The sequence below is a fragment of the Desulfofundulus sp. JL263-se genome (genome assembly GCF_056316025.1).
In genome coordinates, this window is the sequence record NZ_CM149993.1 from 2671332 (window position 1) to 2698330 (window position 26999).

At 49.0% G+C, this 26999-nt stretch carries 28 protein-coding genes and 1 pseudogene; 13 read left to right on the plus strand and 16 right to left on the minus strand.

The window, feature by feature from the left end; all coding sequences use genetic code 11:
• Positions 1 to 2 precede the first annotated feature (2 nt).
• The 15 genes from tsaB to ACX4JR_RS13945 form a co-directional block, all read right to left on the minus strand.
• Positions 3 to 710, minus strand: coding sequence for a tRNA (adenosine(37)-N6)-threonylcarbamoyltransferase complex dimerization subunit type 1 TsaB (gene tsaB, locus ACX4JR_RS13875; RefSeq protein ID WP_476058612.1), 708 nt, complete (start codon positions 708 to 710; stop codon positions 3 to 5).
• On the minus strand, positions 691 to 1170 hold the full coding sequence (gene tsaE, locus ACX4JR_RS13880; protein ID WP_476058613.1) for a tRNA (adenosine(37)-N6)-threonylcarbamoyltransferase complex ATPase subunit type 1 TsaE: 480 nt from the start codon (positions 1168 to 1170) through the stop codon (positions 691 to 693). The genes tsaB and tsaE overlap by 20 nt, the downstream gene beginning before the upstream one ends.
• A 55-nt stretch (positions 1171 to 1225) precedes the next feature.
• Entirely contained in the window at positions 1226 to 2233 is a 1008-nt protein-coding gene (gene thiL, locus ACX4JR_RS13885; RefSeq protein WP_476058614.1) for a thiamine-phosphate kinase, read from the minus strand.
• A gap of 59 nt (positions 2234 to 2292) precedes the next feature.
• Positions 2293 to 2697 carry a response regulator gene (locus tag ACX4JR_RS13890; protein WP_476058615.1) on the minus strand — a complete coding sequence of 135 codons (405 nt, stop codon included), beginning with the start codon at positions 2695 to 2697 and terminating at the stop codon, positions 2293 to 2295.
• A gap of 129 nt (positions 2698 to 2826) precedes the next feature.
• Positions 2827 to 3978 carry an amidohydrolase gene (locus ACX4JR_RS13895; protein WP_476058616.1) on the minus strand — a complete coding sequence of 384 codons (1152 nt, stop codon included), beginning with the start codon at positions 3976 to 3978 and terminating at the stop codon, positions 2827 to 2829.
• Between the two features lie 76 nt (positions 3979 to 4054).
• Positions 4055 to 4774, minus strand: coding sequence for a gamma-glutamyl-gamma-aminobutyrate hydrolase family protein (locus tag ACX4JR_RS13900; RefSeq protein ID WP_476058617.1), 720 nt, complete (start codon positions 4772 to 4774; stop codon positions 4055 to 4057).
• 190 nt (positions 4775 to 4964) lie between these two features.
• Positions 4965 to 6221 carry a group II intron reverse transcriptase/maturase gene (ltrA, locus tag ACX4JR_RS13905; protein WP_476060484.1) on the minus strand — a complete coding sequence of 419 codons (1257 nt, stop codon included), beginning with the start codon at positions 6219 to 6221 and terminating at the stop codon, positions 4965 to 4967.
• Positions 6222 to 6483: 262 nt separating this feature from the next.
• Entirely contained in the window at positions 6484 to 6783 is a 300-nt protein-coding gene (locus ACX4JR_RS13910) for a hypothetical protein (protein WP_476058436.1), read from the minus strand.
• 90 nt (positions 6784 to 6873) lie between these two features.
• The gene (locus tag ACX4JR_RS13915) at positions 6874 to 7224 is read right to left on the minus strand and encodes a type II toxin-antitoxin system PemK/MazF family toxin (RefSeq protein WP_476058618.1); all 351 of its coding nucleotides are present in this window, start codon (positions 7222 to 7224) and stop codon (positions 6874 to 6876) included.
• 2 nt (positions 7225 to 7226) lie between these two features.
• Complete coding sequence (locus tag ACX4JR_RS13920; protein ID WP_476058619.1) at positions 7227 to 7499, minus strand: CopG family ribbon-helix-helix protein; 273 nt, start codon at positions 7497 to 7499, stop codon at positions 7227 to 7229.
• Positions 7500 to 7582: 83 nt separating this feature from the next.
• Entirely contained in the window at positions 7583 to 8083 is a 501-nt protein-coding gene (gene ilvN, locus ACX4JR_RS13925) for an acetolactate synthase small subunit (RefSeq protein WP_476058620.1), read from the minus strand.
• A 118-nt stretch (positions 8084 to 8201) separates the two neighbouring features.
• Positions 8202 to 9533 (minus strand): type I glutamate--ammonia ligase, encoded by a 1332-nt coding sequence (glnA, locus tag ACX4JR_RS13930; RefSeq protein WP_476058621.1) that lies wholly within the window; start codon positions 9531 to 9533, stop codon positions 8202 to 8204.
• A 265-nt stretch (positions 9534 to 9798) separates the two neighbouring features.
• Positions 9799 to 11379 (minus strand): FMN-binding glutamate synthase family protein, encoded by a 1581-nt coding sequence (locus ACX4JR_RS13935; RefSeq protein WP_476058622.1) that lies wholly within the window; start codon positions 11377 to 11379, stop codon positions 9799 to 9801.
• 187 nt (positions 11380 to 11566) lie between these two features.
• The gene (locus ACX4JR_RS13940) at positions 11567 to 12904 is read right to left on the minus strand and encodes a glutamine synthetase family protein (protein ID WP_476060572.1); all 1338 of its coding nucleotides are present in this window, start codon (positions 12902 to 12904) and stop codon (positions 11567 to 11569) included.
• Between the two features lie 185 nt (positions 12905 to 13089).
• The gene (locus tag ACX4JR_RS13945) at positions 13090 to 13665 is read right to left on the minus strand and encodes an ANTAR domain-containing response regulator (protein ID WP_476058623.1); all 576 of its coding nucleotides are present in this window, start codon (positions 13663 to 13665) and stop codon (positions 13090 to 13092) included.
• A 162-nt stretch (positions 13666 to 13827) separates the two neighbouring features.
• Here ACX4JR_RS13945 and ACX4JR_RS13950 point away from each other — a divergent pair.
• Positions 13828 to 14154, plus strand: a pseudogene (locus ACX4JR_RS13950) (P-loop domain-containing protein); the annotation flags it as partial.
• A 90-nt stretch (positions 14155 to 14244) separates the two neighbouring features.
• On the opposite strand, the gene ACX4JR_RS13955 reads toward ACX4JR_RS13950, so the two are convergent.
• Positions 14245 to 15249, minus strand: a complete 1005-nt coding sequence (locus ACX4JR_RS13955) for a sodium:calcium antiporter (RefSeq protein WP_476060573.1) — start codon at positions 15247 to 15249, stop codon at positions 14245 to 14247.
• Positions 15250 to 15501: 252 nt separating this feature from the next.
• Here ACX4JR_RS13955 and ACX4JR_RS13960 point away from each other — a divergent pair, with 252 nt between their 5' ends.
• The 12 genes from ACX4JR_RS13960 to ACX4JR_RS14015 all read left to right on the plus strand — a co-directional run bounded on the left by ACX4JR_RS13960 (position 15502) and on the right by ACX4JR_RS14015 (position 26996).
• Positions 15502 to 15639 carry a hypothetical protein gene (locus tag ACX4JR_RS13960; RefSeq protein WP_476058624.1) on the plus strand — a complete coding sequence of 46 codons (138 nt, stop codon included), beginning with the start codon at positions 15502 to 15504 and terminating at the stop codon, positions 15637 to 15639.
• A 62-nt stretch (positions 15640 to 15701) separates the two neighbouring features.
• Positions 15702 to 15845: a TetR/AcrR family transcriptional regulator C-terminal domain-containing protein gene (locus ACX4JR_RS13965; protein WP_476060574.1), complete on the plus strand. Its 144-nt coding sequence runs from the start codon at positions 15702 to 15704 to the stop codon at positions 15843 to 15845.
• Between the two features lie 915 nt (positions 15846 to 16760).
• A complete protein-coding gene (locus ACX4JR_RS13970) occupies positions 16761 to 16925 on the plus strand; it encodes a hypothetical protein (RefSeq protein ID WP_476058625.1) in 165 nt (54 codons plus the stop codon).
• A 5-nt stretch (positions 16926 to 16930) separates the two neighbouring features.
• Positions 16931 to 18478, plus strand: coding sequence for a recombinase family protein (locus ACX4JR_RS13975; RefSeq protein ID WP_476058626.1), 1548 nt, complete (start codon positions 16931 to 16933; stop codon positions 18476 to 18478).
• A 48-nt stretch (positions 18479 to 18526) separates the two neighbouring features.
• A complete protein-coding gene (locus tag ACX4JR_RS13980) occupies positions 18527 to 19360 on the plus strand; it encodes a hypothetical protein (protein WP_476058627.1) in 834 nt (277 codons plus the stop codon).
• A gap of 166 nt (positions 19361 to 19526) precedes the next feature.
• Positions 19527 to 20927 carry an ATPase domain-containing protein gene (locus tag ACX4JR_RS13985; RefSeq protein ID WP_476058628.1) on the plus strand — a complete coding sequence of 467 codons (1401 nt, stop codon included), beginning with the start codon at positions 19527 to 19529 and terminating at the stop codon, positions 20925 to 20927.
• Between the two features lie 5 nt (positions 20928 to 20932).
• Complete coding sequence (locus ACX4JR_RS13990; protein WP_476058629.1) at positions 20933 to 21655, plus strand: RAD55 family ATPase; 723 nt, start codon at positions 20933 to 20935, stop codon at positions 21653 to 21655.
• Positions 21652 to 22677, plus strand: a complete 1026-nt coding sequence (locus tag ACX4JR_RS13995) for a V4R domain-containing protein (protein WP_476058630.1) — start codon at positions 21652 to 21654, stop codon at positions 22675 to 22677. The genes ACX4JR_RS13990 and ACX4JR_RS13995 overlap by 4 nt, the downstream gene beginning before the upstream one ends.
• Positions 22662 to 22958, plus strand: a complete 297-nt coding sequence (locus ACX4JR_RS14000; protein ID WP_476058631.1) for a hypothetical protein — start codon at positions 22662 to 22664, stop codon at positions 22956 to 22958. The genes ACX4JR_RS13995 and ACX4JR_RS14000 overlap by 16 nt, the downstream gene beginning before the upstream one ends.
• A 37-nt stretch (positions 22959 to 22995) precedes the next feature.
• A complete protein-coding gene (locus tag ACX4JR_RS14005; protein ID WP_476058632.1) occupies positions 22996 to 24051 on the plus strand; it encodes a two-component system sensor histidine kinase NtrB in 1056 nt (351 codons plus the stop codon).
• 522 nt (positions 24052 to 24573) lie between these two features.
• Entirely contained in the window at positions 24574 to 25665 is a 1092-nt protein-coding gene (locus ACX4JR_RS14010; RefSeq protein WP_476058633.1) for an inositol-3-phosphate synthase, read from the plus strand.
• Complete coding sequence (locus ACX4JR_RS14015; protein ID WP_476058634.1) at positions 25665 to 26996, plus strand: sugar phosphate nucleotidyltransferase; 1332 nt, start codon at positions 25665 to 25667, stop codon at positions 26994 to 26996. The genes ACX4JR_RS14010 and ACX4JR_RS14015 overlap by 1 nt, the downstream gene beginning before the upstream one ends.
• Positions 26997 to 26999: the final 3 nt, after the last annotated feature.

Below are 26999 nucleotides of genomic sequence, written 5' to 3' on the forward strand. Positions count from 1 at the left end.
TTCTAACCACATTCAACACCGGTCCCGTGTTTCTTCATCCAGTTTATTTCCGCCTCCGACAGCCGGACATACCGGGGCAGCAGATCAAAGGGAGTGGAATACTCCCCTGCCTTGATGCGCATAAGCCCCAGGCAGGCAATTTCACTTCCCCCGGGGAGGAGGGAAGAAAGGGGAGCAAAACGAACCTCTGCACCCAAACTTTCCAGCAACTGCTCACGATATGCCGGGACCCCGTCGCCCAGCATTATTATATCTTCCCCGCAATCATTGAGCATCTGGGAGAGTTTTTTTATGTCCAGGGCCGCAGGCCCTTGAAGACAATTCCCCCCCCGGTAAATACCTGCGTAAACTTCGTTTTTACGGGCATTTAAAATGGGACACACCAAAACATTTGCCGCCGAAAACCTGAAGGCCAGAGCATCCAGGGTGGAAACGCCGGCAATGGGTACATCCAGCACTTGGGCCAGTGTTTTGGCCGTGCTCATCCCTATACGCAGGCCGGTAAAAGAACCCGGACCCGAAGAGACGGCAATACCTCCCAGTTCACTCAATTTAATCCGGGCATCTTCCAGCACGGCCTTTATCATGGGAAGTAAATTTACAGAATGGGTTTTGCGGTTGTTAATCATTCTCTCTGCCAGCACCCTGTCTTCCGCCACCACCGCCGCAGCCGCTACCGGTGTTGCCGCTTCAATCCCCAGTACGTACATTTTGGGTCAACTCCTCGGCCAGCCGAATAAATCTTTCACCCAAACCCTTGAAAGTGATTTCCCGCATATTTTCCCTGCCGTTAACTCCTGTTATATAAATATCAAGCCGCTCATCAGGAAGTATATTCTCAACCCTTCCCGCCCATTCCAACAAAGTAACGCCGTCGCCATAAAAATATTCCTCATACCCCAGGTCTTCCATATCCCCGGGACCACCCAGCCTGTATGCATCCATATGATAAAGGGGCAGGCGCCCCCGGTATTCGTTAATTAAAGTAAAAGTGGGACTGGTAACCGGTTCTTCAACCCCTAAACCCCGGGCCACTCCCCGGGCCAGACAGGTTTTCCCCGTTCCCAGATCACCATAAAGACAAAAAACATCCCCTTTAGCCGCCAGGGTACCCAGATACTCTCCCAAAGCCTCCGTTTCCCGGGGCGATGTTGTTAAAAGTGTCGGCATCCAACCACCTCAGTTTTATTATAACCCAAGCTTTTACGGCTGTAACCCGTTCCTCTTATTCATTTCTGAAATGGTCATATCCCCCTGGCTCCAAATTTACCCTTTCCCCGGAGGGCCAAAGGCCAAATATTCCCTCTTCAGGCTCCAAAATTTCCCCGATGAGGTTCAAAGGCAGGTTAATTTCTTTAAATAACCTTTCCACCTTGGCCTTTAAAATTGGGGGGACCGTAAAAACCAGTTCAAAATCTTCCCCCCCGTAAAGGGCCCAGTGACGGGGGTCTTTTCCGGCAGCGGCAGCGATTTCTTTCACCTGGGGGGCCACCGGTATCGACTCCATGTCCACCCGGCACCCGGTGCCGCTGGCGCTGCAAATTTCATAAATTTCCGTGGCCAGCCCGTCACTTATATCGTTCATGGCCGTAATCCCCCCCAGGTCACCCAGGGCCTTTCCGGCCTCCACCCTGGCCCGGGGCTCAAGATGGGATGCCAGGGCAAAGGCTGCTGCTGAACGTGAAAATTCCATTTCGGGGTGAGTACAAATAAAAAGACCGGCAGCGGACTTCCCCAGAGTACCGGTTACAAACAAAAGGTCCCCGGGCCTGGCCCCGTCCCTGAAAACGGCCCCGCCCCGCTTTACTTCCCCCATTAAGGCAACATTTATCACCAGTATCCCGGACTTAACCGTATCACCGCCCACAAGGCTGATCCCGTACTCCCGCGCGCTAGCCAACATTCCATTGTAGAGTTCATCCACATCTTTTACGGTAAGATGTGCCGGTAGGGCAATCGATATTACCCCGTAAGTAGGATTTCCCCCCATGGCGGCAATATCACTGGCATTTACGGAAATTGATTTCTTACCCACCTGGTAAAGACTCCCATAGCGAAGAGAAAAGTGAACTTCCTCCACCATCATGTCAGTGGTAAACAATATGTCATGCTCACCCGGCACCCGCAAAACTGCTGTATCATCGCCGATTCCTTTTATTACGGGAGGAAAAGTTTTAATCCGTGCAGCCAAACGTTTGATTAGTCCGGTCTCTCCTAAATCGGATATTTTCAATTGTACAAACACCGCCTGTCAAGAAATTACTTGTATTTTGTATGCACATTAAAAAATAATTAACAAATTACCGCCATTTCCTCTTCAGTGCCTGCTTTTTTTTGAAAAAAACCATCCAATAAATCTTTTATAAAATCAATGTCAAAGGGCTTGGTCAAACACATGGCCGCTCCCTTCTTCTGCAAGTCCTCCAACACCTCTTCCGAGCCGTAGGCTGTCATCATTACCACCGGCAAGTCGGGACTTAAAAGCTTAATTTTTTCCAGCGCCTTTACTCCGTCCATGACGGGCATCTTAATGTCCATAATTACAAGGTCGGGTTTCCACATCTTAACTATATCCACAGCTTCTTTACCGTTTTGGGCATCCCTTACCTGGTATCCCGCTTCTTTAATTATAATGCCCAATAATTGTCGTACACCTGGCTGGTCGTCCACCACCAGCACATTTAATTTCCGGCCCATTACCCCTACACTCCTCTAGTTAACATATCTTAACACTAGAGAAAATTATTGCTTGTTTTTTATTTATTTTCCTTCGACGGCGGAACCTATTTTCCTCTTGTTGGTAAACTTTTTTTACAAAATTTTTAATTAAATTACCCGCCGCCCATTTATTAACACATTCGTTATTTTACTGCGCAAGTCAAAAGGATGACCCTTTATAATAACAATATCCGCATCTTTCCCCGGCTCCAGGCTTCCTATAAGCTTGTCCAGCCCGACAACCCTGGCCGCACCTATGGTAATAGCCTCCAGCGCCTTTTCTTCCGGCAGGCCTCCCCTGCAGGCAAGGCCGGCGGAAAGTGATAAATATTGTATGGGCACAACCGGGTGATCGGTCATAATGGCAAAGGACACTCCCGCCCGAGCCAGTGCCGCTGCGGTTTCCAAGCTTCTTTCCTTTAACTCCACCTTGGCCCTGTTGGTAATCACCGGCCCTACTACTGCCGGCACCCCGGCACCGGCAATATACTCCGCCACCCGGTGACCCTCCGTGCAATGTTCTAAAACTAGGGAAATATTAAATTCACGGGCAATACGAATGGCAGTCATAATATCATCAGCCCTGTGGGCATGGACCCTCAATGGAACTTCCCGGCGCAGGACTCTGGTAACTGCCTCCAGCTTAAGATTTCGCTCCGGCTCCCGGTCATCTTCCCGCCGAGCCTTTTCCTGCCGGGACAGGTAGTTTTGTGCCTCCACCAGGGTTTCCCGTAAAAGGGCGGCAGATGCCATGCGGGTAACCGGCATTTTCTTAACCTCCGCGTAATTTCGCTTGGGATTCTCCCCCAGAGCGGCCTTTAAGCCGGCAGGAAAACGAACCACCATATCGTCCACAACTTTCCCCCAGGTTTTTATGGCTACCATTTCACCGCCAATCACATTGGCGCTGCCAGGTGTCACAACCACAGTGGTTACTCCCCCGGCAACGGCGTCCTTAAAGCCCACATCATCCGGGTTTATGGCATCCAGGGCCCGCAGGTGCGGCGTTACGGGCTCAGTATTTTCGTTAACATCATCCCCTTCAATCCGGTATATCTCCTCCATTATCCCTAAATGACAGTGAGCATCTATAAATCCCGGTAATACCATTTTGCCCGTGGCATCAATAACCTCCGCCTCCGGCGGTACTTTTACGTCTGGCCCCACTTCTTTAATTTTACCTTCTTTCACCAATACCACGGCCCGGGAATATACCTCTCCTGCCATGGTCCACACCTGTCCGCCAACAATTGCCAGCAATTAAAACTGCCCTCCTATATCTTCCATATTTTAGCAATAAAATACAGCCAACAACTCACGTCGTATAGATTCGTTATTATCCTTTCCGTTCCTCCCGAAAAGAATATCGAACCAGGTAATAAAAAAGCCTTAAAAATAAAGAATTTTGTCGCCACATGTTTTCCGGGTGAAACTGAACGCCTATAATATAATATTCCCGCTCCTTATATTCAATTATCTCCTCTACGCCGTCCGGCGCCCGGGCTGAAATATTAAACCCGGGGGCCAATCTACCTATTACCTGATGGTGAAAGCTGTTCACCCTGAGAGTACCCTCTCCCAATATTTCTGCCGCCAGTGTCCCTTTTTCTATTTTTATGTTATGGGTGGGATACCAGCGGGGAGCCTGCTGGCTATGCTTCAAAGGTTTTTCAATTTTCAGGGCAATATCCTGGCAAACCGTTCCCCCCGCAGCCACATTCAGCACTTGCATCCCCCGGCAAATACCCAGGATGGGTTTCCCACGGCTCATGGCCAGCCGCGTTAGTCCTAATTCAAATATGTCCCGCTCGGGATCCACCTCACCCGTAACAGGAAGTGGTTCCTCTCCGAAAAGCAACGGATCCATATCCCCGCCGCCGGATAAAACAAATCCGTCCAATGCCTCCACTATGCCGGGAAGATTTTCACCGGCACAAGGAGGAACTATTACAGGTATCCCCCCGGCCTTCTCCACCCCCCGCACATAATCACTGCCAAGAAAAAATTGATTAACATTTTCCTTTGCACCGCATGTGATTCCAATCAGCGGCCGCATCCCGCCCCTCCCCCGTTCGCCTGATGCTTATTTAAAAAGTATATGACGCACACTCATGTCCTTTGACAAAAGGCCGGTGCTTCCCGATAAGCGAATTGCGTAGCGCCGGTAAAACCCCAAATCGAGTAGGAGGGGGTGATTAACCCCCGTCCTCTCACACCACCCAGCATGCGGGTCCGCACTGGGCGGTTCACCAAGCGCTACGAATAAAATGATAACGCTCGGTTAAACTCATGAGGCCCTGGGCCTGCCAGTAGGCAGTGTTCAGGGCATTGTTTAATGGGCCGCCGGTTATGCGCCAGTATCCCTTACGGGTGTTCGCCAGCTGGTGTGCGACCCATTCCGGGAGACCGAGGGCCCGCAATTCCCGGTAACGGGTGCGAACCCGTTTCCATTGTTTCCACAGGCACATGCGCAGGCGCCTTCGTAACCAGCCTTCAATATCCATTAATCTGTTGGACATGTCGGCCAGTGCAAAATATCCTACCCAACCCATCAGGTACTGGTTAATCCGCTGGATGCGTTCTTCCATGCTTATGCTTTTGCTTCGAGAAGTTAGTTCCCGGATTTTGTCCTTCAGCCGCTTGATGGTTTGAGGGGCCAGGCGGATGCGCACTTGCCCCTTGATTTTGTACATGCTAAAACCAAGGAATTTGCGCTTCCATGGACGGTCTACCGCGCTCTTGGTCTCGTTTACTTTGAGTTTTAACCGTTTCTGCAGGTAGGCGGTTATGCTGGCCTTGACCCTTTCTCCGGCCCGGCGGCTGCGAACATAGATGTTGCAGTCGTCAGCATACCTGACAAAGCGGTGTCCCCGCTTCTCCAGCTCTTTGTCCAGGTCATCAAGTATGATGTTGGCCAGTAGCGGGCTTAGAGGCCCACCTTGTGGTGTGCCCTCGTCCGTTACCAGGACCAAACCATTTACCATGACCCCGGATTGCAGGTATAGCCGGATTAGTTTGAGTATGCGCTTATCTTTGACTTTGCGCGCTACCCTGGCCATGAGGATATCGTGGTTCACCTGGTCGAAGAATTTCTCCAGGTCGATGTCCACTACCCATTCATAACCTTCTTGCACATATTGCCGCGCTTTGCGCACGGCATCATGCGCGCGACGCCCGGGCCTGAATCCATAGCTGTTGGGTGAAAATCCAGGGTCGAATATGGGCGTCAGTACCTGCAGAAGTGCCTGCTGGATTAAGCGGTCTATCAAGGTTGGGATTCCCAGAAGTCGCACTCCGCCGCCCGGTTTCGGGATTTCGACCCGGCGCACGGGTTGCGGCCTGTAGGTCCCGGCGAGCAGTTCTTTACGTATGCGCTCCCAGTTCTCTCGCAGATAGGCACGGAAGGATTCAACCGTCACTCCATCTACCCCGGGGGCTCCTTTGTTTTGCTCTACCCTCTTTAGTGCCGCCAGCATGTTGCTTCGCGCAAGCATGGCTTCCAGCAGGTTGTTATCATTTCCTTCGCGGGATGCATCCTCGGGTCGTGCCGGAGACACACTCGGCCCTCCCGCGGTCCCCCGCGGCTTCACCGCTTCCTCCCGCGGGCAGGCTCCGTTTGGAGTTTTCTGCTGTCTTCGCATGTCTCGCGAACTTGCCAAGTTCATCCCTCCACCTGGTGTTCGGTCCTTCCCTGCTTTGACGTCTGAAGCAGGTACTATGACCTCTGCTGACTTCTGCCGGTTCAGCCGGGCCTCTCGACCCGGGTTACCCAGCACTCAAGTTCTGAGTGCTGGGCATATCCGGCAGACCTCCCCGGGTAAGAGCGATAACTTTCCTCCCACACCCGCCGCGTTTACCGCCATACCCCTTGGCAGCATTGGGCTTTGCCTTGTCTTGCAGGCTCGCCCGAATATGACGGCCTCGCCCGCGGTTCGTGGTCCTCGGGTCGGGATTTTGCCTCGGGCTTCCTTCGGATTCCACGTCGCCGTGGACACCCTTGCCGTTGGCTAGCGGTTGGTGCTGCCAACCCCCGCAGGGGACTTTCACCCCCAAGTTATCGCCCATGCCGGGCGCACAAGCAAAAATACACCTCCCAACGAGGTGTATTTTTGCATTATGTATGTAACACCTTATAATACATCCCTTTAATATGTACTAGATATCCACCAGCCCCAGGCTTATCTCTATTGCCCGGTTGACCTTTTCCATCATTTCATCACTCAAAGAAGTTACCTTTTCCAACAGCCTGCTTTTATCAATGGTTCTTATCTGCTCCAATAATATAACTGAGCATCTATCCAGCCCTCCGGGGGTGGGCCCCATTTCCACGTGGGTAGGAAGCTTGGCCTTGGCGATTTGAGAGGTAATGGCAGCCACAATGGTGGTAGGGCTATACTGGTTACCGATATCGTTTTGTAAAATAAGAACAGGGCGCGTCCCCCCCTGTTCTGAACCTACCACCGGGCTTAAATCGGCATAAAAAACATCTCCACGGCGGATTTGCATTTTCACTTGACCTCCGCCACTGAGTCATAAGCAGGTGAAGCCTCGGACTCCAGGCGCTCTTGTTCCATTGCCAGGGCCAAATTAATTTTGGCCATCTCCATATACCCTTTCTTCATCTGCTCCCTTAACAGGTGCCGCTTGCGTTCTTGAATGTACATCTTCATAGCCTCCCGGATAAATTCGCTCCGGTTGAGTTTTTCTGCAGCGGCAAGGTCATCCACTTCCTCCAAAAGGCTGCCAGGAAGGCTAATCATGATGCGCTTCACCCGGGACACCTGTTATAACCCCCTATGCATTGAATATCGCCAAAATACACTCTATTATATACACATTAACAGGAAATTTGTCAATACTTGCCTTATTTTTCATCTTTAGCTGCTATCGGACTGCGGGACAGCGCTACTTTCCCGGTACGAACCATTTCCACTATACCATGCTCATCAAGTACACTGGTAAAAGCATTTATTTTTTGTTCGTCACCGATTATCTGAATAACCATCGTCTCCGGATTCACATCCACAACGTTAGCCCGGAAAATCTCTACAATATCCACTATATCGCGCCTTTTTGCCGGATCAGCCTTAACCTTTATTAGGGCCAATTCGCGCTCGATAGAGCCGGGACCTTCTTCTAATTTTTGTATTTTAATGACATCCACCAGCTTGGAGAGTTGATTAATTACCTGGTCCAGTACCTGTTCATCGCCGTTTACCACAATGGTAATGCGGGTAATGTCCGGCTCCTCGGTATATCCGGCAGCTATGCTTTCAATATTGAAAACCCTTCTGCTTAAAAGGCCGGCAATACGGGCCAGAACCCCCGGCTTATTCAAAACAAGTACAGCTATGGTATGGGTCATCCTTTACACCCCGTTCCATACTGAAAATAGATATTCTCTATTCTATTTTTTATTTACTAATTTGTCAATTAAACTGAAAAAAAGATCGGAAAAAATCCGATCCAAATAGAATTAATTTTCAAAACTTAGTCAGGTATTGCTCAAGTTCCCAAGGATGAACCTGTGTGCGGTAGCTCTCCCACTCTATTCGCTTGGCCTCCATGAAACGCTGCAACACGTGCTCTCCCAAGGCGTCCTTAATCACTTCATCCCTGGAAAGTGCTATCAAGGCCTGATTTAAGTCTTCCGGCAGCATGCCAATACCAAGCTCCTCTCGCTGGGAGGGAGTCAATTCATATATGTTACAGTCGCAAGGCGGCGGGGGAGCAATTTTATTTTTAATCCCGTCCAGGCCGGCCCGCAGGCAAACCGCCAGTGCCAGGTAAGGGTTACAGGAGGGATCTGGGCTCCTGAGTTCAATCCTGGTGGACGGCCCACGCTTTGCCGGCACCCGTATTAGCGGGCTGCGGTTGCGGTATGCCCAGGCTATATAAACAGGAGCCTCATAACCGGAAACCAGGCGCTTATAAGAATTTACATTAGGATTGGTTATGGCTGTAATAGCCGGAGCATGAGCCATAAGTCCTCCTATATAATACATGCAGTCTTGGCTTAATTTGTTTTCCGTATCAGGATCGTAAAAGGCGTTGGTGCCGTTCCTCATCAGAGATTGGTTCAAGTGCATGCCCGACCCGGCAATACCGTAAATGGGCTTCGGCATAAAGGTAGCATGAAGCCCGTGTCTCTGAGCTATGGTACGCACCACAAACCGGAAGGTAACAATTTTGTCCGCAATATCCAGTGCATCCGAATATTTAAAGTCAATCTCATGCTGTCCCGGAGCCACTTCGTGGTGCGAGGCCTCAATTTCAAATCCCATTCGTTCCAGAGTTACTACCATATCCCGGCGGGCATTTTCCCCCAGATCCACCGGAGTCATGTCAAAGTAGCCGGCCCGGTCGTGGGTTTTGGTAGTAGGCCTGCCGTCTTCGTCTACGTGGAAAAGGAAAAATTCCGCCTCGGGCCCCACATTCATGCTGTAACCCATTTCCGCCGCATCCGCAATGACCCGGCGGAGCACATAGCGGGGATCACCGGCAAAAGGTTCCCCGCCGGCGGTATAAATATCGCATATTAGGCGGGCAACCGCCCCTTCCTGGGGCCTCCAGGGGAAAACCACGAAGGTGGAAGGGTCCGGGCGCAGATACATGTCGGACTCTTCAATGCGCACAAAACCTTCAATGGATGACCCGTCAAACATTAATTCCCCATCCAGGGCCTTATCCAACTGTTCAACGGTAATGGAAACATTTTTTAATACTCCAAAAATGTCCGTAAATTGGAGCCGGATAAACTTTACTCCCAATTCCTTGGCCAGATTACGCACATCGTCGTGGGTAAGCTTGGACACCGACTGTCACACCTCTCCTTTGATCTTAGCACATAAAAAGCCCACACAATCAGGATGACTTTTTCCGTCACCTGACCCATGTAGGCTCCATTGCCCAATTTAGCACATCATTGTGCCATTAATTCATTTTTCTCTGTCTATCATAGTATACCATAATATTTCTTAAAAAAAAGACCTCTTTCAAAAATATATACCCGGCAAATTTTTAATTAAGATAAAAATTTGCCCGGAGGATTATTAAACCTCCGGGCTGATAACCTGGCGACTAACCTAAAATCTTTTCCACTTCTTCAGCGTCGGCATCCATTACATACTTGATGCCGGTAATCTCCGCAGCTTCCCTGGTTAATGCAACCACGTCATCCCGGGTGATGTATTCCAGGGCAAACTTCCTGGCGCCGCACATAAGCTGCCGCAGGCCCTGGGCCAGGCGCTCAAAGTAGGTGTAAACGCCGATTGCGCCGACAGGCAGGCGGCTAAATTCGTCTGCGCCCAGCTTCTCCTTGAGTTCCGAAGCGCTGATGAAGATTTGCTCCAAGTTTTCACCGTATTTCTTGTATTCACTGGGAACCTTGCCGGACTTAACGGCCTCGCCTACGGTCTTGCCAACCATGGCGGCACTGAGGGCCGAACGAGCCATACCGATGGCTTTGGTATACGGGGCGCCAATGGCCAGTCCCTTGAACATATGGTCCTCCAGGGCGAATCCGCCGGCAACGGCCACCGGAGGCACGTAAGCACCCTTGGCTGCCAGCCTGTCAAGGTACTTCACCAGCAGTGCCTGCAGGTAAACGGTAGGAACACCCCACTCGTTCATCATGCGCCACGGGCTCATTCCCGTCCCGCCGCCGGCACCGTCAACAGTGAGAAGGTCCAGCTTGGCATCGGAAGCATACTTGACGGCCCGGGCCAAATCCGCTGGCCTGTAGGCTCCGGTCTTCAGGAAAATATACTTTGCCCCGGCGTTGCGCAGTTCTTCAACGCGGGCCATAAAGCTGTCGTAATCCACCATACCGATGCGGGAATGACGCTCAAATTCCTTGAAAGCACCGGCCTTGTAAGCTTCCTGTACCCGCGGGTCATCCGGGTCGGGGAGCACCACATAGCCGCGGCTCTTGAGCTGCTGTGCCCTTTCCAGGGTATCCAGCTTGACCTCGCCGCCGATATCCTTGGCACCCTGGCCCCATTTAATTTCCACGGCCTCAACGCCAAGTTTTTCTATGGCGTATTCCTGAACACCCAGCTTGGTATCTTCTACGTTTGCCTGAACGGCGATAAAACCTTTACCACGGGACCATTCCTGGAAATCTTTAACCCGGCGTGAAAGATTGGGGGAATGTACTACACGGCCGTTCTTAATCTCCACGTTCGGGTCCATTGCACTGACGTTCTCGCCGATTACGATGCCTACACCGGAAATGGCGGCACCGGCGGCCAGGTGTTCCCAGTTATTGGCGGCCACGTTGGTGGAGCCCATGCCGGCCACCACAATGGGTAGATCCAGCTTCAGGTCTCCGTTGGCACCCACGGCGGTTTCCAGGTTCACGGCAGGGAAAATAGCCTTGTCGGGATCGGCATCGATACCATAAGCACCCCCAGCGGAACCCATAATATTAAAGTGAGAATAGTCCACAGGATAGTCCTTTTGAGAAGCGGACGTGACCTTACCGAAAGGCTGGGGATAAAGAACTTCCTTGCCCCTGACGGCAGATTTACCCACTTCGCACAGTCCCGGGCAGCCGTCCAAGCAGGTCACACACATTCCGCTAAAGGGACACCTACTTTCACCGGTACGCAGCTTGGTTAGTGTTGCTGCACTGGCATTAACTCCTTGGCTAAAACTCATTTTTCCATCCTCCTTAAACAAATAAATAATATATTTTGTTAGTTAACAAAAATTTACTTTCACTTTGTCTTTTTCTCTCTCTAATCTTCTCTTTAACCAAACCTATAAAATAACCTGAATAGGACCCTCATCCCGTATATCTCAACTTCTTTCTCCATATCACCTTCCTTCAATAACTCAATAATATCTAAAAGTTTTTTAAATACTCATCCAATTCCCAGGGATGTACCTGGGAACGGAAACGCTCCAACTCATCTTCCTTGATGTGCAAAAAACGCCGCCAGATATACTCTCCCAAAGCCCCACGTATTACTTCATCGGCGTTAAGGGCACTCAGTGCTTCCTCCAGACTTTTAGGCAACCCCATTTCCCGCCTGAGTTTCCGAATATTTGCCGGCTCGCCGTAATCCCCGGCAATCCCTTGGGGACAGGGTAATTTCTTTTTCATCCCGTCCATTCCCGCCTTCATAATGGCCGCCAGCGCCAGGTAAGGATTGCAGGAAGGATCAGAACTCCTGAATGCCACTGTGGGACCTTTACCGGAAGGAATGGTTACCCGCAGCATTGTATTTCTGCTCTCCTCCGACCACGCGGCCAGGAAGGGGGCCAGATCATTAAGGGCCAGTCGCTTATAGGAGTTAATAAGCTGGTTGGTTATGGCCGTAACAGCCCCGGCGTGGGCAAGAATGCCACCTATATAGTTGTAAAGAATACTACTGAATCCCTTATCACTTTGGGGATCATGGAAAACATTTTCCCCCTCTTTCCAGAGGGTAAAATGCAGGTGCATGCCCGAACCGTTATAATCCGCCAGGGGTTTGGGCATAAAAGTGGCATGCAGGCCATGCCGCTGAGCTATGGTACGGACTACAAATTTAAATGTGGTAATAGTATCGGCCATGGCCAGGGCATTATCTTCCTTTAAAAAGATTTCATGTTGCCCCGGGGCAATCTCGTGGTGGGAAGATGAAATATCAAAACCCATTTCCTGCAGGGTCAGCACCATGTCCCTGCGGGCATTTTCCCCCATGTCCACCGGGGTCAGGTCGCAGTACCCTGCCTGGTCATGGGTAATTACAGTGGGCTTCCCTTGCTCATCGGTATGAAAGAGGAAAAACTCTATTTCCGCCCCTACCTGTAAGTCAAAACCTGAATCTGCATATTCCTTAATTACTTTGCGCAGGGCTGAGCGGGAGCACCCCCAAAAGGGGGCACCGGAAGGAGTTACCACATCACAGATAAGCCGGGCCACGGCACCTTCCCTGGGACGCCAGGGAAAAATCACAAAGGTGCCGGGATCCGGGCGCAGGTAAATATCCGTTTCCCGGCACCCTATAACTCCCTCGATAACTGAACTGTCAAAGCTGATTTGCCCGTCCAGGGCCCTTTCCAATTCTTCCACCGTAATAGCTATATTTTTTAAAAAACCCAGAATACTGGAAAACTGAAGGCGCACAAACTTAACGTTATATTCCCGGGCCTTTTCCAGCACATCCTGTTTGGTAAAAGTTTTCAACGCTCCCATTCCTCCAATATTTACCAGGGCAAACAAAAAACGCCCTTCCAGGGGTTAACTTTTTTATTAATCCCTGGTAAGGACGCCATTGCCCTCAACCATTCCAATATTATAATCCCATTTAAACAGTATAGCACTTAATCGGGAAAAATCAATGCCTCTATTTTAAGTATATTGTATACAAAAGTTTATTTCTACTTTTGTAAAGATATAATAACTTGTTTAGCCACTTTTCCCAAACTCATACAGCGGTCCATGCTCAACTTTTGCAAATAGCGATAGGCAGCACTTTCGGTCATGCCCTTGTTTTCCATTAAAAGGCCCTTGGCCCGCTCCACCAATTTGCGGGTTTCCAATTCCCGGCGCAATTTACCGTTTTCCTTCTCTAAATCCTTTACCCGCTTAAAACATACTACGGCTGATTCAAGGGTGGGCAAAAGGGCGGCTTCCTGCACCGGCTTAACAAGGATGCCGAATACTCCCCCGGTTCCGGCCATCTCCGCCACCAGGCGGTGGTCATAGGGCATAGTTAAAACCACCGGGGCCAGCCTGCACTCCTCCAGCACCCTGGTAAGCTGCAGTCTTTCAAAACCGGCCAATTCCACATCCAGTATCACCACGTCCGGCTCGGTTTTGGAAATATGGTGCAAAAGTGTTTTCGCATCTTCGGCCTCAGCCACCACGAGGTAGCCTGTCTGCTTAAGCATTTCCCGCAACTGTTTTCTAAAAACTTCGTCCGTATCTGCCACGACTACCCGGGTGCCATTCATCAACTACACCTCTACAATATTTTCAGGTATATTTTTTCGTTTGAAAAAAATAGTTAACAGGGAAAATATATCACAAATCCCGAGGACTGCTGCATACAATTATATTACATATAAAAAGAAAAGTTGGCAAAGGCGCCATGACTAGATTTTTTTGTCTCTTTCATGGCGCCTTTATTGTCAAATAAGGAGGGAGATATATTGGGCAAAAAAGGAAAATTAAAAAAGGTTTTTCCGGGGGGAAACACTTGCCAGGGCTTTTACTCTTTTTATGACTATATTATTGAACCTGACGCCAGCCGCATTTTTGTAATTAAAGGCGGGCCCGGAGTAGGCAAATCCACATTTATGCGGAAAATTGGCGAAGCCATGCTGGAAAGGGGCTACGACGTGGAATTCCATTGCTGCTCGTCGGACAACGACTCCCTTGACGGCGTGGTAATTCCGGCCATCCGGGTGGCATTACTTGATGGAACGGCACCCCACAGGGTCGTGTCTACCATAGAAACCGTAGACAAGCTTTCAAGGTGGTAGTCTTCAAGTAAAGTGCTCATCTCGTCTGACATCTCTTCCTAGATATAATTACACAATGTTATTCACACAAGTTGCTAGTATTACGAAGACCATATACAGGACGCCGTTAAACACCAGGGTGGCCGGGCGGAGCGTTTTTTTCACCTTAAGATTGACATAAACCAACCCAGCTCCTATAAGTGCCAGAATAACGCTGATAAAGGCCAGGTCAGACAAAACCCACGGCGTAAAGGCAATGCCCAAAGCGGGGATAATAGAGCTCTGGAACACCATTGCTCCCGTGATGTTGCCCAAGGCGAGAGTATCCTTTCCCTGGCGCACCCAGATCAGGCTGTTGAATTTTTCCGGCAATTCCGTGGCAATGGGTGCGATGATTATAGATAGTACAAATGGTGAGACATGAAGAAACTCTGCTGCGTGTTCGATCCCGTCCACAAAGAAGTGAGCCCCCAGAATGATACCACCCAGAGCAACGAACACCTGCAATGCGGCTAAGGAAGCAGCCGGATCGGCCTGGGACCTTGCAAAATACAATGGCTTTAAGTGGGCTTCCTCCAATATGTTGCCGTCCTTAAAGGTGCGCGACACATATAAGAAGTAAGTAATAACCAAACCAATCGCCACGAGCGGCCTAATAAAGCCTGTAGGGAGAAAGGCCGCCAGAAGAGCCACCGAATAAATAATTAAAAAGAACCTGAGGTCCCGCATCATAACGGAACGGTTGACCAGCATGAACTCTCTGCGCTTCCCGCCCACCTTGAAGACTATAGCGGCGATACCGATGATGGCCAGTGCGAGAGTTGTTAACATAAATGGCGCCCCGAGGATTGCTCCGATGCCGATCTCTTCCGAGGCTTTTCCGGTCCCAAACAAGATGGCGATGACCGGGATCATGGATTCCGGTAAGGCAGTAGCTACCGCCGCCAAAACGCTCCCCACCGCGCCTTCCGATAGTTTCAGCTTTTTGCCGAGCCACTCCACGCCGTTGGTGAATAACCAGGCACTAACGAGGATGAGTCCCAAACCCCCGGCTAAGAAGACGAGTGTTAGCATGATTCTCTCCCCTTTCTGAAGTAATTGGTTTTTGCCAGGAACATATAAAAAAGCGAGACCCTTGCGCCCAAGTTGACGTAAAGGTCTCGCTTTGCCGCTGAAAGTACGGTAAAACGGCACTGCCAAGCCGGGCCCGAGGCCGGAATGACGACTTGGCAACCCGGGTAAGCCACCGGGCAGCTACTCCCCTGTTGACAGGGTTATTTTACATCTTCCCGCAAGTACCTGTCAAGAGATAGCCGGCGCTCGTCCGTGCTCAAGCCCGGCGACATGCTGCGAACCAATTCCAGCGTAACCAAGCACCTCGGCAAGTATTGCCCCGTAAACGCAATAGGCATCCGCAAAGCCATTGCCGCCCGGATATTGGAAGAAGGTAAATACGTGGCGTAATTATGTTGGAATTTGTCTTATTCATCGCATAGGAGAGTTTACCGCCATGGCCAGTAAAACAAATTTTTAACCTCTTTCAGCAGTTGGCAAAGATTATTACCATGTACCTAACCCGTTTGAAACAGAATCGCCACCTGGCGCTGGTATTACAAATTCAGTTTCGCCAGTCAGATGCCTCCATCAGAAAAGCTTGTAAATGGTTATAACCACAATAAAAGGAGATTTTCATTTAACCCAAACCGAACCCATCTTCTCAGATTGAATAATCTGCAACCGTTATTAATACCAGAGCAATCCGCAAAATATTAGCTTTCTCTATGGTTAGCCCGTCCACCAGTGCTTCAGGGAACCGCAATTAACCAGATATTCTCTTCCATTTCAGTCATGGAAAATGATTGAAGCAATCTGCAGAGTAGCCGATAAGGCTAGAATGTATCCTCCGGCCAAAAACCGGATAGCCTGGTTCGCTACTATAATTTAAAGAAAAGTTACTGGAAGGCCGGGCTGAAATTTTGGCTTGCAGAAAAAAAGCCGGTACTTACTTTTTTGAGCTGTATAACTGGCCGGTGCCATATTTGTGGTAGCCCGGCTTTTTTTGGCTCTTGCTAACGGAATTTGAGAATTTATATTGTTTTACTATCTAACTGGTCCAATTTAAATTGAGAATTATTTCTGATTCAAGGACGGTGGTGCCTAGCCCGCGATTGGTGTAGACCCAAGTAGGGCTTCCCGCCACCCCACGCAGGCAGTTAAAAGAAAAGGCTTCTGTACAATCCCTGGAGCAGATCCCCTTGTAGCGCAAAACACGGCGTATACTTGTCGACACAGGAGTAGTTCTTCTGGTCATTTCAGACATGGCGGCATCCCTTGTGTTTGGTCCCGAAGACTCTGTCCTGGCGCCTTTTGTCATCTTTTACTCGACTAACATCCTGCTGAACCTCTAAATGATTTGGTAATTATTTCTGCCAGGGTCGTCCGGCCGCGTGTCAAGCATAAATTGAAATAATAATGAAATGAAAAAAATAGTTTGTTGCTTGATGATTTGATTGGATAGGCCGGCAGGCTTAAAGTGTAAGGTTTTCCTTTGTCCGGCAACCAGGCCTTAACAGGAGGTGGGGGCCATGGCAAAGCGGGAATTTGAAGTAATAGTAACCCGCACCGGCTCCCAGGATGAACGTAAACAAGCCTACCGGGAAGCCATTCGTTTGCTTCTGTCCCGCCTTCCTGAAGACAGTAGGAGATTTCTACAAGTACATCAAAGTAAAGTTAAGCTGAAGAAGGGATAGGGAAGGTGAGCACTGCACTGATATACTTACGAGTGTCCACAGAAGAACAAGCCGAACGCGGCTATTCAATTGCGGCGCAGCGGGAGGAATGCAGGGCTAAGGCCCGGGAATTAGGCGCAGCTGAAATAACAGAATTTGTAGACGAAGGGGTCTCGGGCTCAATCTTAGAGCGCCCCGCTTTGGTAGCAGCACTGGAAAAGTTGAAAGCCGGCGGCATACGCTGGTTTATTTGTTTAGATACCAGCCGCTTGTCACGCAGTGTTGCCCACCAGCTTTTGCTGATTGATGAAATAAAGAAAGCAGGAGCGGAATTGACCTTTGTCAACTCCAAATTCACCGATACCCCCGAAGACCGCTTTCATCTAACTGTACTCAGCGCCGTTGACGAATACGAACGGGCCAGGACCAGGCTCCGTTCCCTCATCGGCAAGAGGGCGAAGGCAAAGGTGGGGAAACTTACACATAGTCCGGGACTTTATGGTTACCAGTTTAATAAAGAAACGGATACCCTAAGCATCATCGAAGAAGAAGCCAAAATCATTAAGCTCATGTACCAGTGGTTCATCTCCGACGAAAACGCCAGCCCTTACGAAATCGCAAAGCGGTTAAACGCCATGGGCATCCCAAGTCCCAAGGGCAAGCAGTGGAGTAAGCAGACTGTGAAGCGGATTTTGGCCAACAGCGCCTATGCCGGCACCCTGTATATCCGCCGCTATGATACTAAGGACGTCAAGTTTAATAAATATAAGCCGCCTGAAGAAAGGGTAAGTAGAAAAGAAAGACCCCGCGAAGAGTGGGTCCCTATTTCTGTCCCCGCCATTGTTGATAAAGAGACCTGGGATGCAGCCCAAAAGCGTTTTGACAATTCCCGAAGGCGCTGGCGCAGCTACAGCACTTACCCGTATCTTCTTTCAGGCCTTATGCGGTGCGGAAAATGCGGCGCAACCATGCACGGGAATCTTATTACGTCAAAAGGAAAGAAGAGAGCTTATTACGTCTGCACGGCGAAATCCCCCGGCTTACCAGGCCGGGAACGCTGTAGGTCTAGCTTCCTTAACGCCGCAGATTTAGAAGAACTTATTTGGAAAAAGGTTTCTGGTTGGTTGACAAATCCGGAAACACTTCGCGAAGAACTGCACGCCGCTTTTCCGGATGAGACTACTAAGGCTTTAGGAATCGAGCTTAGAACTGTAGAAAAAAAGTTGCTCCTGGTTTCCAGCGAGCGGTCGCGGGTAGCGACTATGTTCCAAAAAGATTTGCTACCGGAAGTTGAAATGGAACAGCGGCTCAGGGAAATAAAGGAGCGCTGGGAGTACCTCTCGCGCCGCCGCGAGCAGATTTTAGGAGAACTCTCCCGGCGTGACCTGGCAGCACAGGAGTTAAAACGGTTAGAAGAATTTGCAAACCAAGTTGGAGATGTCCTTGACACTCTTTCCTTTGAAGAGAAAAAGCGTCTAGTCAATCTCTTAGTCGATGAGATTACTGTTGCCGGAAGCCGCGTAGCTATTAAGGCCAAAATTCCCGACACTATACCTGAAACGTGGCTATTCTAGAAACTGCCGCCACGGATAATAGTTTCTACGGTAGACACGACACCCCACGTGGTAGACCCTAAAAACCCCGGGGCGGTGGATGAGATTATTCATTTAGGCGACTACTGGAATGAAGAGGGGCTAAGGGCACATAAAAAAGATATTTTGGCCGTCAACAGGGAGGTTGGAAGACTATTTAAGCGGGCCTATTCTTACCTGGCCGCGGCTAAGATCTTTTTGGACGAGGTTAAGTCTTATTACCGGGATACCGGGGCCCTGAATGTGGGGGCCCTTGACAAAAAGGTCCTTGAACTGACCCACGAAATTTTTGAAAACAAGCCGCGACAGACCGACAATCCAAAGGCCAGGCACCTGTTTGCCACCGCCATCACACCCAAAGGGCCGGAAAGCCACCTGGATACCATAGTGGATAACCTGGAAAAACGTTACATTATACTGGGAGACGACGGAACCGGCAAAAATACCATGTTACGCCGCCTAATGGAGGCAGCATTAATGCGGGGCTACCACGTTGAAGCCTACCACTGTGCCCTGGATCCCACCCTGATTGACCACCTGGTAATACCCGGCCTCAGCGTGGCGGTAATAAACGCCGTTGAGCCCCATTATTTCCGGCCTCGGGAAGGAGACACTGTAATTGATACAACCCGGTTCCTTTGCGCCGCAATTAATGAAAAGTACATGGCAGAAAAAAAAGCAGCCCGGGAAATGTACCGTAAGAGCATGGAACAGGCAATTTGGTTCATCTCCCAGGCCAAAAAGGAACACGATAAAATGGAGGAATATTATGTACCATACATGGACTTCGAGGCCGTAAACACCCGGCGGGAGCAAACCCTGGCACGAATACTGGACCTGGCATCCAAATTTAATGGGGGTTAGCACTTTATTAAAAATAAAGGAAAGCCTGGAGGTTGTCAACAAACTTTTTGTTGACAGCCTTTATTTTTACTGTTTAATAGGACATATTTTTGCATTCTTTTGGAAGGAATCCTAATATTTAATCTCAAATATTAGGGTTAGGAGTTAAAAGAGGGGAGGTAGTTCCTTGACTAAAGTACCTACCGGGATTAGTGGCTTCGATGAACTGGTATATGGCGGGATTGTACGGGGTAATTCGGTTTTAATAGAAGGGGTTCCCGGTGCGGGTAAAACCACCTTTGGCATAGAGTTTATATACCGGGGAATCACAAAATTCAATGAGCCGGGAGTAATTGTTACTTGTGAGGAATTACCCGAGTCAATATATCGCGACGCCCTTAACTTTGGCTGGGACCTCCGGGCCCTGGAAAATGCCGGTAAGCTGCGCATTCTGTGTACGTCTCCGGAAGTATTAGCCGATGCGGAGGTAAGCCTTGTGGAGGAAATCGTAAAGGAGGTTGGTGCCAGGCGTATCCTGGTGGACAGCATCAGCCATTTTCGCAATATTCTCAATGATCCCCTTTCCATGCGCAAGACGGTGTACAGCTTTTGCAGCGGGCTGCGCAGGCTGGGACTGACATCCTTTTTGGTTAAGGAGCGAGAAAGCGAGGGAGCGCGGGAATACGCTTTTGAAGAATACGTGGTGGATGCGGTAATCCGCCTGGAAAACAAGGAAAGACCGGGCCTGCACCGCCACCGGGTGCTTGAAATTACTAAAACCCGGGGGCAAGAACATATTCCGGGCAAGCATACATTTCGCATTACTGACACAGGGATTAAAGTTTTTGCCCCGGCAGGGACTTTAAATACTTTAAACATTAATATTAATAACGGATCCCCCCAGGAAAATGAGTTGCTTCACACCGGCATACCGGGCCTGGATGATCTACTGCAGGGCGGCCTGCCCCGAAACACCACCGTGACTGTGGCCGGCAGCTCCGGAACCGGTAAAACGGTACTGGGCCTGCAGTTCCTGATAAAGGGAGCACTGGATTACGGGGAAAGAGGAATTTTCCTGTCCCTGGAGGAAACCCCATCCCAACTGCTGGCCAATGCCCGCCGCTTTAACTGGGACTTGAATGCCCTTCAGGAACAAAATCTTATTAAAATAATATACAGACCCCTTTCTGATATGGAAATTGACGAAACTATCATCTGGTTAGGTGAACAGGTAAAAACCTTCAGGGCCCGCCGACTGGTAATAGATTCTGTTTACGGCTTCCTTTCCCGTCTGGATAAGATTGCTATTCTATATGAAAAGTTTTATTTTCTTGTTTCCTACTTGAATAGCCTCAACTGTACTGCTTTGCTGGTGAGCCCAGCCTGGGAAACGGTAGAGGGCGGAAAAATAGAAGTAATCCATTCCATAGTTCAGGGCATTATACTGCTCAAGTCAAACCTGGTACAAAAGCGCCGGGTCAGGCAATTGGAGATTTTTAAAATGCGGGGCGTGGACCATGCCATGGGCAATCACCTGCTGGAAATCAATAATTCGGGCATACGGGTATTCCCCCGGGTAGGAGGGTAGGAATTATGCATCCCAGAGCCTATTTTGGAATTGAGGGTTTGGACCGCAACCTGGACAAAGGACTGTCATACGGTTCCCAGATTATGGTGGAAGGGGATTCCGGCGTAGGTAAGACCGTGCTGGCGGGAGAATTTATCAAGGAAGGGCTGCGCTGCGGCGATACCTGCATCTATGTGGCCTGTGACGAGCCTCCAGCAGTGATGCGCGAACACCTGTTAAACTACAAAGTAGGGGTTCCCGCTTATGAAGAAACGGGCAGGTTGATTTTCGTGGATGCCTATGAAGAGGACGGAAGTACAGAAAAATACTACATTCCCGACCACCGCAACCTGGATAAGTATTTTGCCCTGGAGGCGGAAGTTTTGCGTAACTATACCGGGCGCAGGGTAAGATTGGTGGTGGACAGCTTGAGTACCCTTTTCACTAACATAGATCCCGCCGATATTTTGGAGTTTCACCGGGCCCGGATCAAACACCTCCGGAAAAACAGGATGCTGGCCATGGATATATTTGTAAGCGGAGTTTTGGAACCCAGGATGATGACCATAATGGGACACCTTTATAACTTTATTCTCAAAATGAATTTCAGCGGTTCCAGGTACAACCCCGTGCGGGTGATGCAGGTGGGAAAGGTGAAAAGCCAGCAATTTGTCTCCTCCCGCTGCATGTTTACCATCAGCCCTGTTTACGGTATCCTGGTGACCGCTGAAATGGGGGTGGACGAATGAAAGACAGTAAAATTATTTATCGAAAAGTAATCAATTATATGTATCAAAGTATGTGCAAAACGATGGCCCAGCTTCCCTTCAGCGGCCACCACTGGCTGGAGCAGTTTATAATCGGAGTGGCCCAATATGTCCTCGACGAGTACGGGGATAAACTGCAGGTTACATCAAAAAAGCCTGCGGATGTTTGCCGGGCATACCTCAACCTCCTGGACCAGGAGGGCTTTTTGGATGCCGGAGATTACCGGTTGGAAGAATCAGGGGACGACGTATTAATGTACGTTGAAAGGGATAAATGCGTTTACCGGCAATACAGCATGCAGGCTCAGAAAGAAGGCTTACCCTTTCATTGTGTACGTCTCGCTGCTTTTAAGGCGGTTTTGCGCCGGGTGCTTCATAAAAATTACTCCTCCTCGGTGAAAATCGACTGGGAAAACGATATTTGCTGCGGCAAATTATTCCCCGCCACCCAATCAAAGGAGGAAATCGTTACCCGGGAAGGGCCAAAACTGAAGATTGCCGGCCGGAGAGCCATCCTTCTCCCGCAAGAAACATATACTTCTGTGCTGAGGTCGGTAAGGGAACACGCCCCTCACGCTTTAAAACACGTACTTTATGATGCCGGGTACCGGTCGGGGTTCCTCCTGGCCAGCAAAGCCAGGGATTTATATCCCAAAATAGAGGACCGTTTACAGCTGCTTGTGGACGAAATACAAAATGAAGGGCTGGGCAGGGTAGAACTGGTTTCCGTAGACCTCTCCCGCGCCAGGGCCAGGATTCGCTGTTACGATTCTTTCCAGGTGGCTGTCATAAAAGAATACGGTCCCCTGTATCGTGCCCCCCAGGTAAGTTGTGATCTGCTGCGGGGAATTTTTGCCGCTTACCTTACAGTTTTATTTGAAAAGGAAATCATTTGTGAAGAAATGAACTGCCAATCTGTTGAGAGCAGCTACTGCGAGTTCCTCGCCCTGCCCCTTCCGCAGGAATCTTCTAAGGAGGAAGAAAACCTGTGGTTGAAAGAATGAACAAAAAATTAGATCCAATTTTGCAAAGTGTTATCAGAATAGAATTATTAACTTTTTTTCAGGCCAACCCGCATACGCGGGATACGGCAGACGGCCTGGCCCTCCGCTTACACCGCCCCCGCTGCCAGGTAGAGGAAGCTCTTCGCACCCTCAGTGCCCTCGGCATTTTGGAAGTAGGTGGTACTGAAAAAGTAGTTATCTACCGCTTGCGTAACGGTGACTTGATCAGCAGGTATTTCCAAAATCATTACGAAAAATGCTCCTTCAAACCTTCAAAATAGCCCCGGGAGCGGCGTTTAACTATGAGGAGGTGTCCGTTTGGCTGGATTCACAGAAAATTGGTTACACCTGGCCATAGATCACTTACCTGTGGGGTTAATGGTCGTTGACCGGAAAGGCCAAGTTCAAATCTTCAACCGGATAATGTCCGGGCTGACCGGACTTATAGAAGATAAAGTTTTGGGCCGGCCGCTCCTGGAGGTTTTAAATGGCACAAGACCCGATTTCAATAAGAATAAGCTGCTGCAAACCCTCTCTACAGGTAAGGAATTTCAAGATTTAAAACCCGAGGCCGTGATACCTGTTACCGGCTCTAATGATTATACAGTAAATACATATATTATTAGAGATAAAAACAACATAACAAAAGGCGCCATGGCTGTTTTTATACCGACTAAGCGGCAGCAAGAATTGGAAAATGCGGTTATTAAAGCAGAAAAGCTGGCCATTTTAGGTCAACTGGCTGCAGGCGCAGTGCACGAAATTAAAAACTCACTCACCACCATTAGCGGTTTTTTTCAATTGTTACATAAGGATTTAAAAGCAACATCCAAAAAAGAATATTTAAACGTCATATCAGCCGAGCTTAAACACGTTAACAGGCTAATTACAGAATTTTTACATTTAACTAAACCCGGCTATTCCAAGCGCGTTCCTTGCTCTGTTAATAAGCTGATAAGGGAAGTATTTATGCTTGTACAAAGTGAAGCATCAATCCGTAATTTAAATATTAACCTTAAGACGGCAGAAAACATCCCACCCGTCCTTGCCGACAGTGAACAATTAAAACAAGTCTTTTTGAATATCATTAAAAATGCCTTTGAAGCCCTCCCCCAAGGGGGTAAACTCTTTTTGCAAACCGCGTGGGATAAGCACGAAGGACTGGTTCGAGTTGTAATCAGGGATACTGGGACGGGTATGGACCAGCAAACCATAGCAAACATGTTTGATCCCTTCTTTACCACCAAGGAAGACGGTACCGGATTAGGAATGTTCATAAGCAAAAAAATTATTGATAACCATGGCGGGCGCCTAAAGGTTCAAAGCGAGCCATTGAAGGGAACCACTGTAACGGTACTTCTCCCGGTAGAATAATTATGCACTAAAGCTGCCCGTATATCATTAACAATGAAAAAAATATCCGACTTTGCTTAGTTAGAGAAGTTGACATAAGTTTTAAAGATTAATATAATATTTAACTGGAGTTAAAAGATTAACGTAACATTAATGTATTACATATTTTGTTTTCATGTTGACTTACTTTCTACTAGGTCAGGTTGGGAGTGTTATTATCGCAGCAAGGAAAAAAATGACAAAAACCACGTTGTCGCTGGCCAAGTTGTTCATGCAACGACTGCAGTCGGTGACACTCCCGATATTAAATAATTAATATCGGGAGTTTTTTTATCTATAAAACCACTAAAAAAGGAGGGATCGCGCTTCATTTAATAAGGATACAGTTAAGTTATCGCAATTTTGAAAACTCTCTTCTTACCCTATTCCACCCTATTTAATTAATTGCCTACCGTGAATCCAACCTTCTACCAGCCCTGCCGAATATACCTGCAGCCGTTTATTTCCATTTTTTAACAATAACTTAATAGAGGAGGGAACAACATGGGTAAAATAAATTTAGCCATTGCCGGTGTAGGTAACTGTGCCAGTGCTTTACTTCAGGGAATTGAAATGTATAAAAACTCATCCAAAAATACAATAGGGCTTATGAACTATGACCTGGGCGGATATACACCCGGTGACATCAACGTAGTTGCCGCCTTCGACGTGGACAAGCGTAAAGTAGGAAAAAGCCTCAAAGAGGCAGTATTCGCCAAGCCCAATTGTACTACTGTTTTTTACAAGGATTTGCCGGATTATCCCGTTACTGTACAAATGGGCCCCGTTCTGGACGGTGTGTCCGAACATATGAGTGACTATGATGAAGACAAGACATTTATAGTTGCCGATCAAGAGCCGTGCGATGTAGCTAAAGTTCTTAAAGAAAGCGGTGCGGAAATCTTGATCAATTACCTGCCGGTGGGGTCGGAAAAAGCGGCCAGGTTCTACGCCGAAGCGTGTCTAGAAGCCAATGTAGGCTTTATAAACGCAATGCCAGTTTTTATAGCCTCTGATGAGAAATGGGCGAAAAGGTTCCAGGAAAAAAACATTCCCATTATCGGTGATGACGTAAAAAGCCAGGTAGGAGCAACCATTGTCCACCGCACTCTAACCAAGCTGTTTGAAAACCGCGGTGTAATTCTTGACCGTACCTACCAGCTAAACTTCGGCGGGAACACCGACTTCTTGAACATGCTCAACCACAGCCGGCTTAAATCCAAGAAAAAGTCAAAAACCCAGGCCGTACAGGCCGAATTGGAAACCCCGCTGGCTGCCGAAAATATACATATCGGCCCCAGCGACTATGTACCCTGGCTAAACGACAATAAAATTTGCCACATTCGGATGGAAGGAAGGGGCTTCGGCAATGTCCCGTTGACCCTGGATGTCAAACTTTCCGTGGAGGACTCTCCCAACAGCGGGGGTGTAACCATTGACGCCATCCGGTGCATGAAACTGGCCCTGGACCGTAAAATCGGCGGTATACTCACCTCCATATCCGCCTACACCATGAAATCACCGCCAGTACAATACACCGACACCGAGGCTAAGAAAATGGTGGAAGAATTTATTGCCGGCAGGAGGGAAAGGTAGTGCGCGCGGTTATCCTCGCTGCCGGCGAAGGTAAGAGGCTGCGCTCGCACTTCAGCGGGCCCAAGCCTCTTGTCCCCTTAATGGGCCTTTCTTTAATTGAACGAAACATCCTTTCTTTACGGGAATGCGGCATAAATAACTTTATAATTGTCACCGGCTATTACTCCCATGAAATTGAAAGCCACCTTGGAAACGGAAGCAAGTACAAGATTAATATCACCTATCTGCATAACTCCGACTGGAAACTGGGTAACGGCATGTCGGCATTTACCTTTAATAAAGAGTATCGTGAAGGAGAAAAATTCATTTTAATAATGTCTGATCATATTTTCGAACTTGATGTTCTTAAATCCTTCATTACAAGCGCAAAAAATGCAAAAGAAGGAGAAATCTTATTGGCTGCTGACACGCGCCTGCAAGACGTTTTTGATTTGGAAGAATGTACAAAAATAAAGGCAGAGCAAGACCGTGCCATTGTCCTGGGTAAAGATCTCGACGACTTTAACGCCGTGGATTGCGGTCTTTTCCTGGGCACCAAAGCACTTTTGCAAGCCCTGTCGGAAGCAATTTCTCAATCTCGCTACACCCTTACCGACGCCGTAAATATCCTGGCCGCCCGGCGCCGGGTAAAATTACACTTTATAAACGGTTCTTGGGTTGATGTTGACGATCTCCCCAGTTACCGCTATGCCGAAAAAATCCTCCTTAAATCCCTGGTACCTGCCAAAGACGGCGCCGTTTCCCGGGTCTTAAACCGTAAAGTCTCACTTAGAATAACGAAGCTTTTGGCCCGTACAGGTATAACACCAAACCAGGTAACCTTCCTGTCTTTTTTAGTTTCCCTGGCCTCAGCGGTATCCTTTACCACCCTGCACCCGCTGCTGGGAGGGCTGTTGGCTCAACTGAGCTCAATTATAGACGGGGTAGACGGCGAAATTGCCCGCCTCAAATTTTTGAAGAGTAATTACGGCGGGCTCTTTGATGCCATTTTGGACCGCTATGCGGATTTTCTCATCGTCCTGGGCATGGCCTATGCCTGGTATTCGGTGGCTGCAAGCCCTTCAGTCCTGCTGGCATGCGCAGCCGCTCTCACCGGACTGCCCATGTCCATGCTGCTTAAGGAAAAATACCAGGCCCTGACAGGCAGGCCCTTTATGCCCCAATCTCACGACGGCATATTCCGCTACCTGCCAGCCAACCGCGACGGGCGCCTGTTCATTATCATGCTGGGCGGTATTTTTAACTTGATTCCCGCAACTCTCATCATTCTTGCCGCCATAACACACACCCAGGCCCTGGTTCGCCTCTACAAGACCCGTAAGTTAATGTAAAAT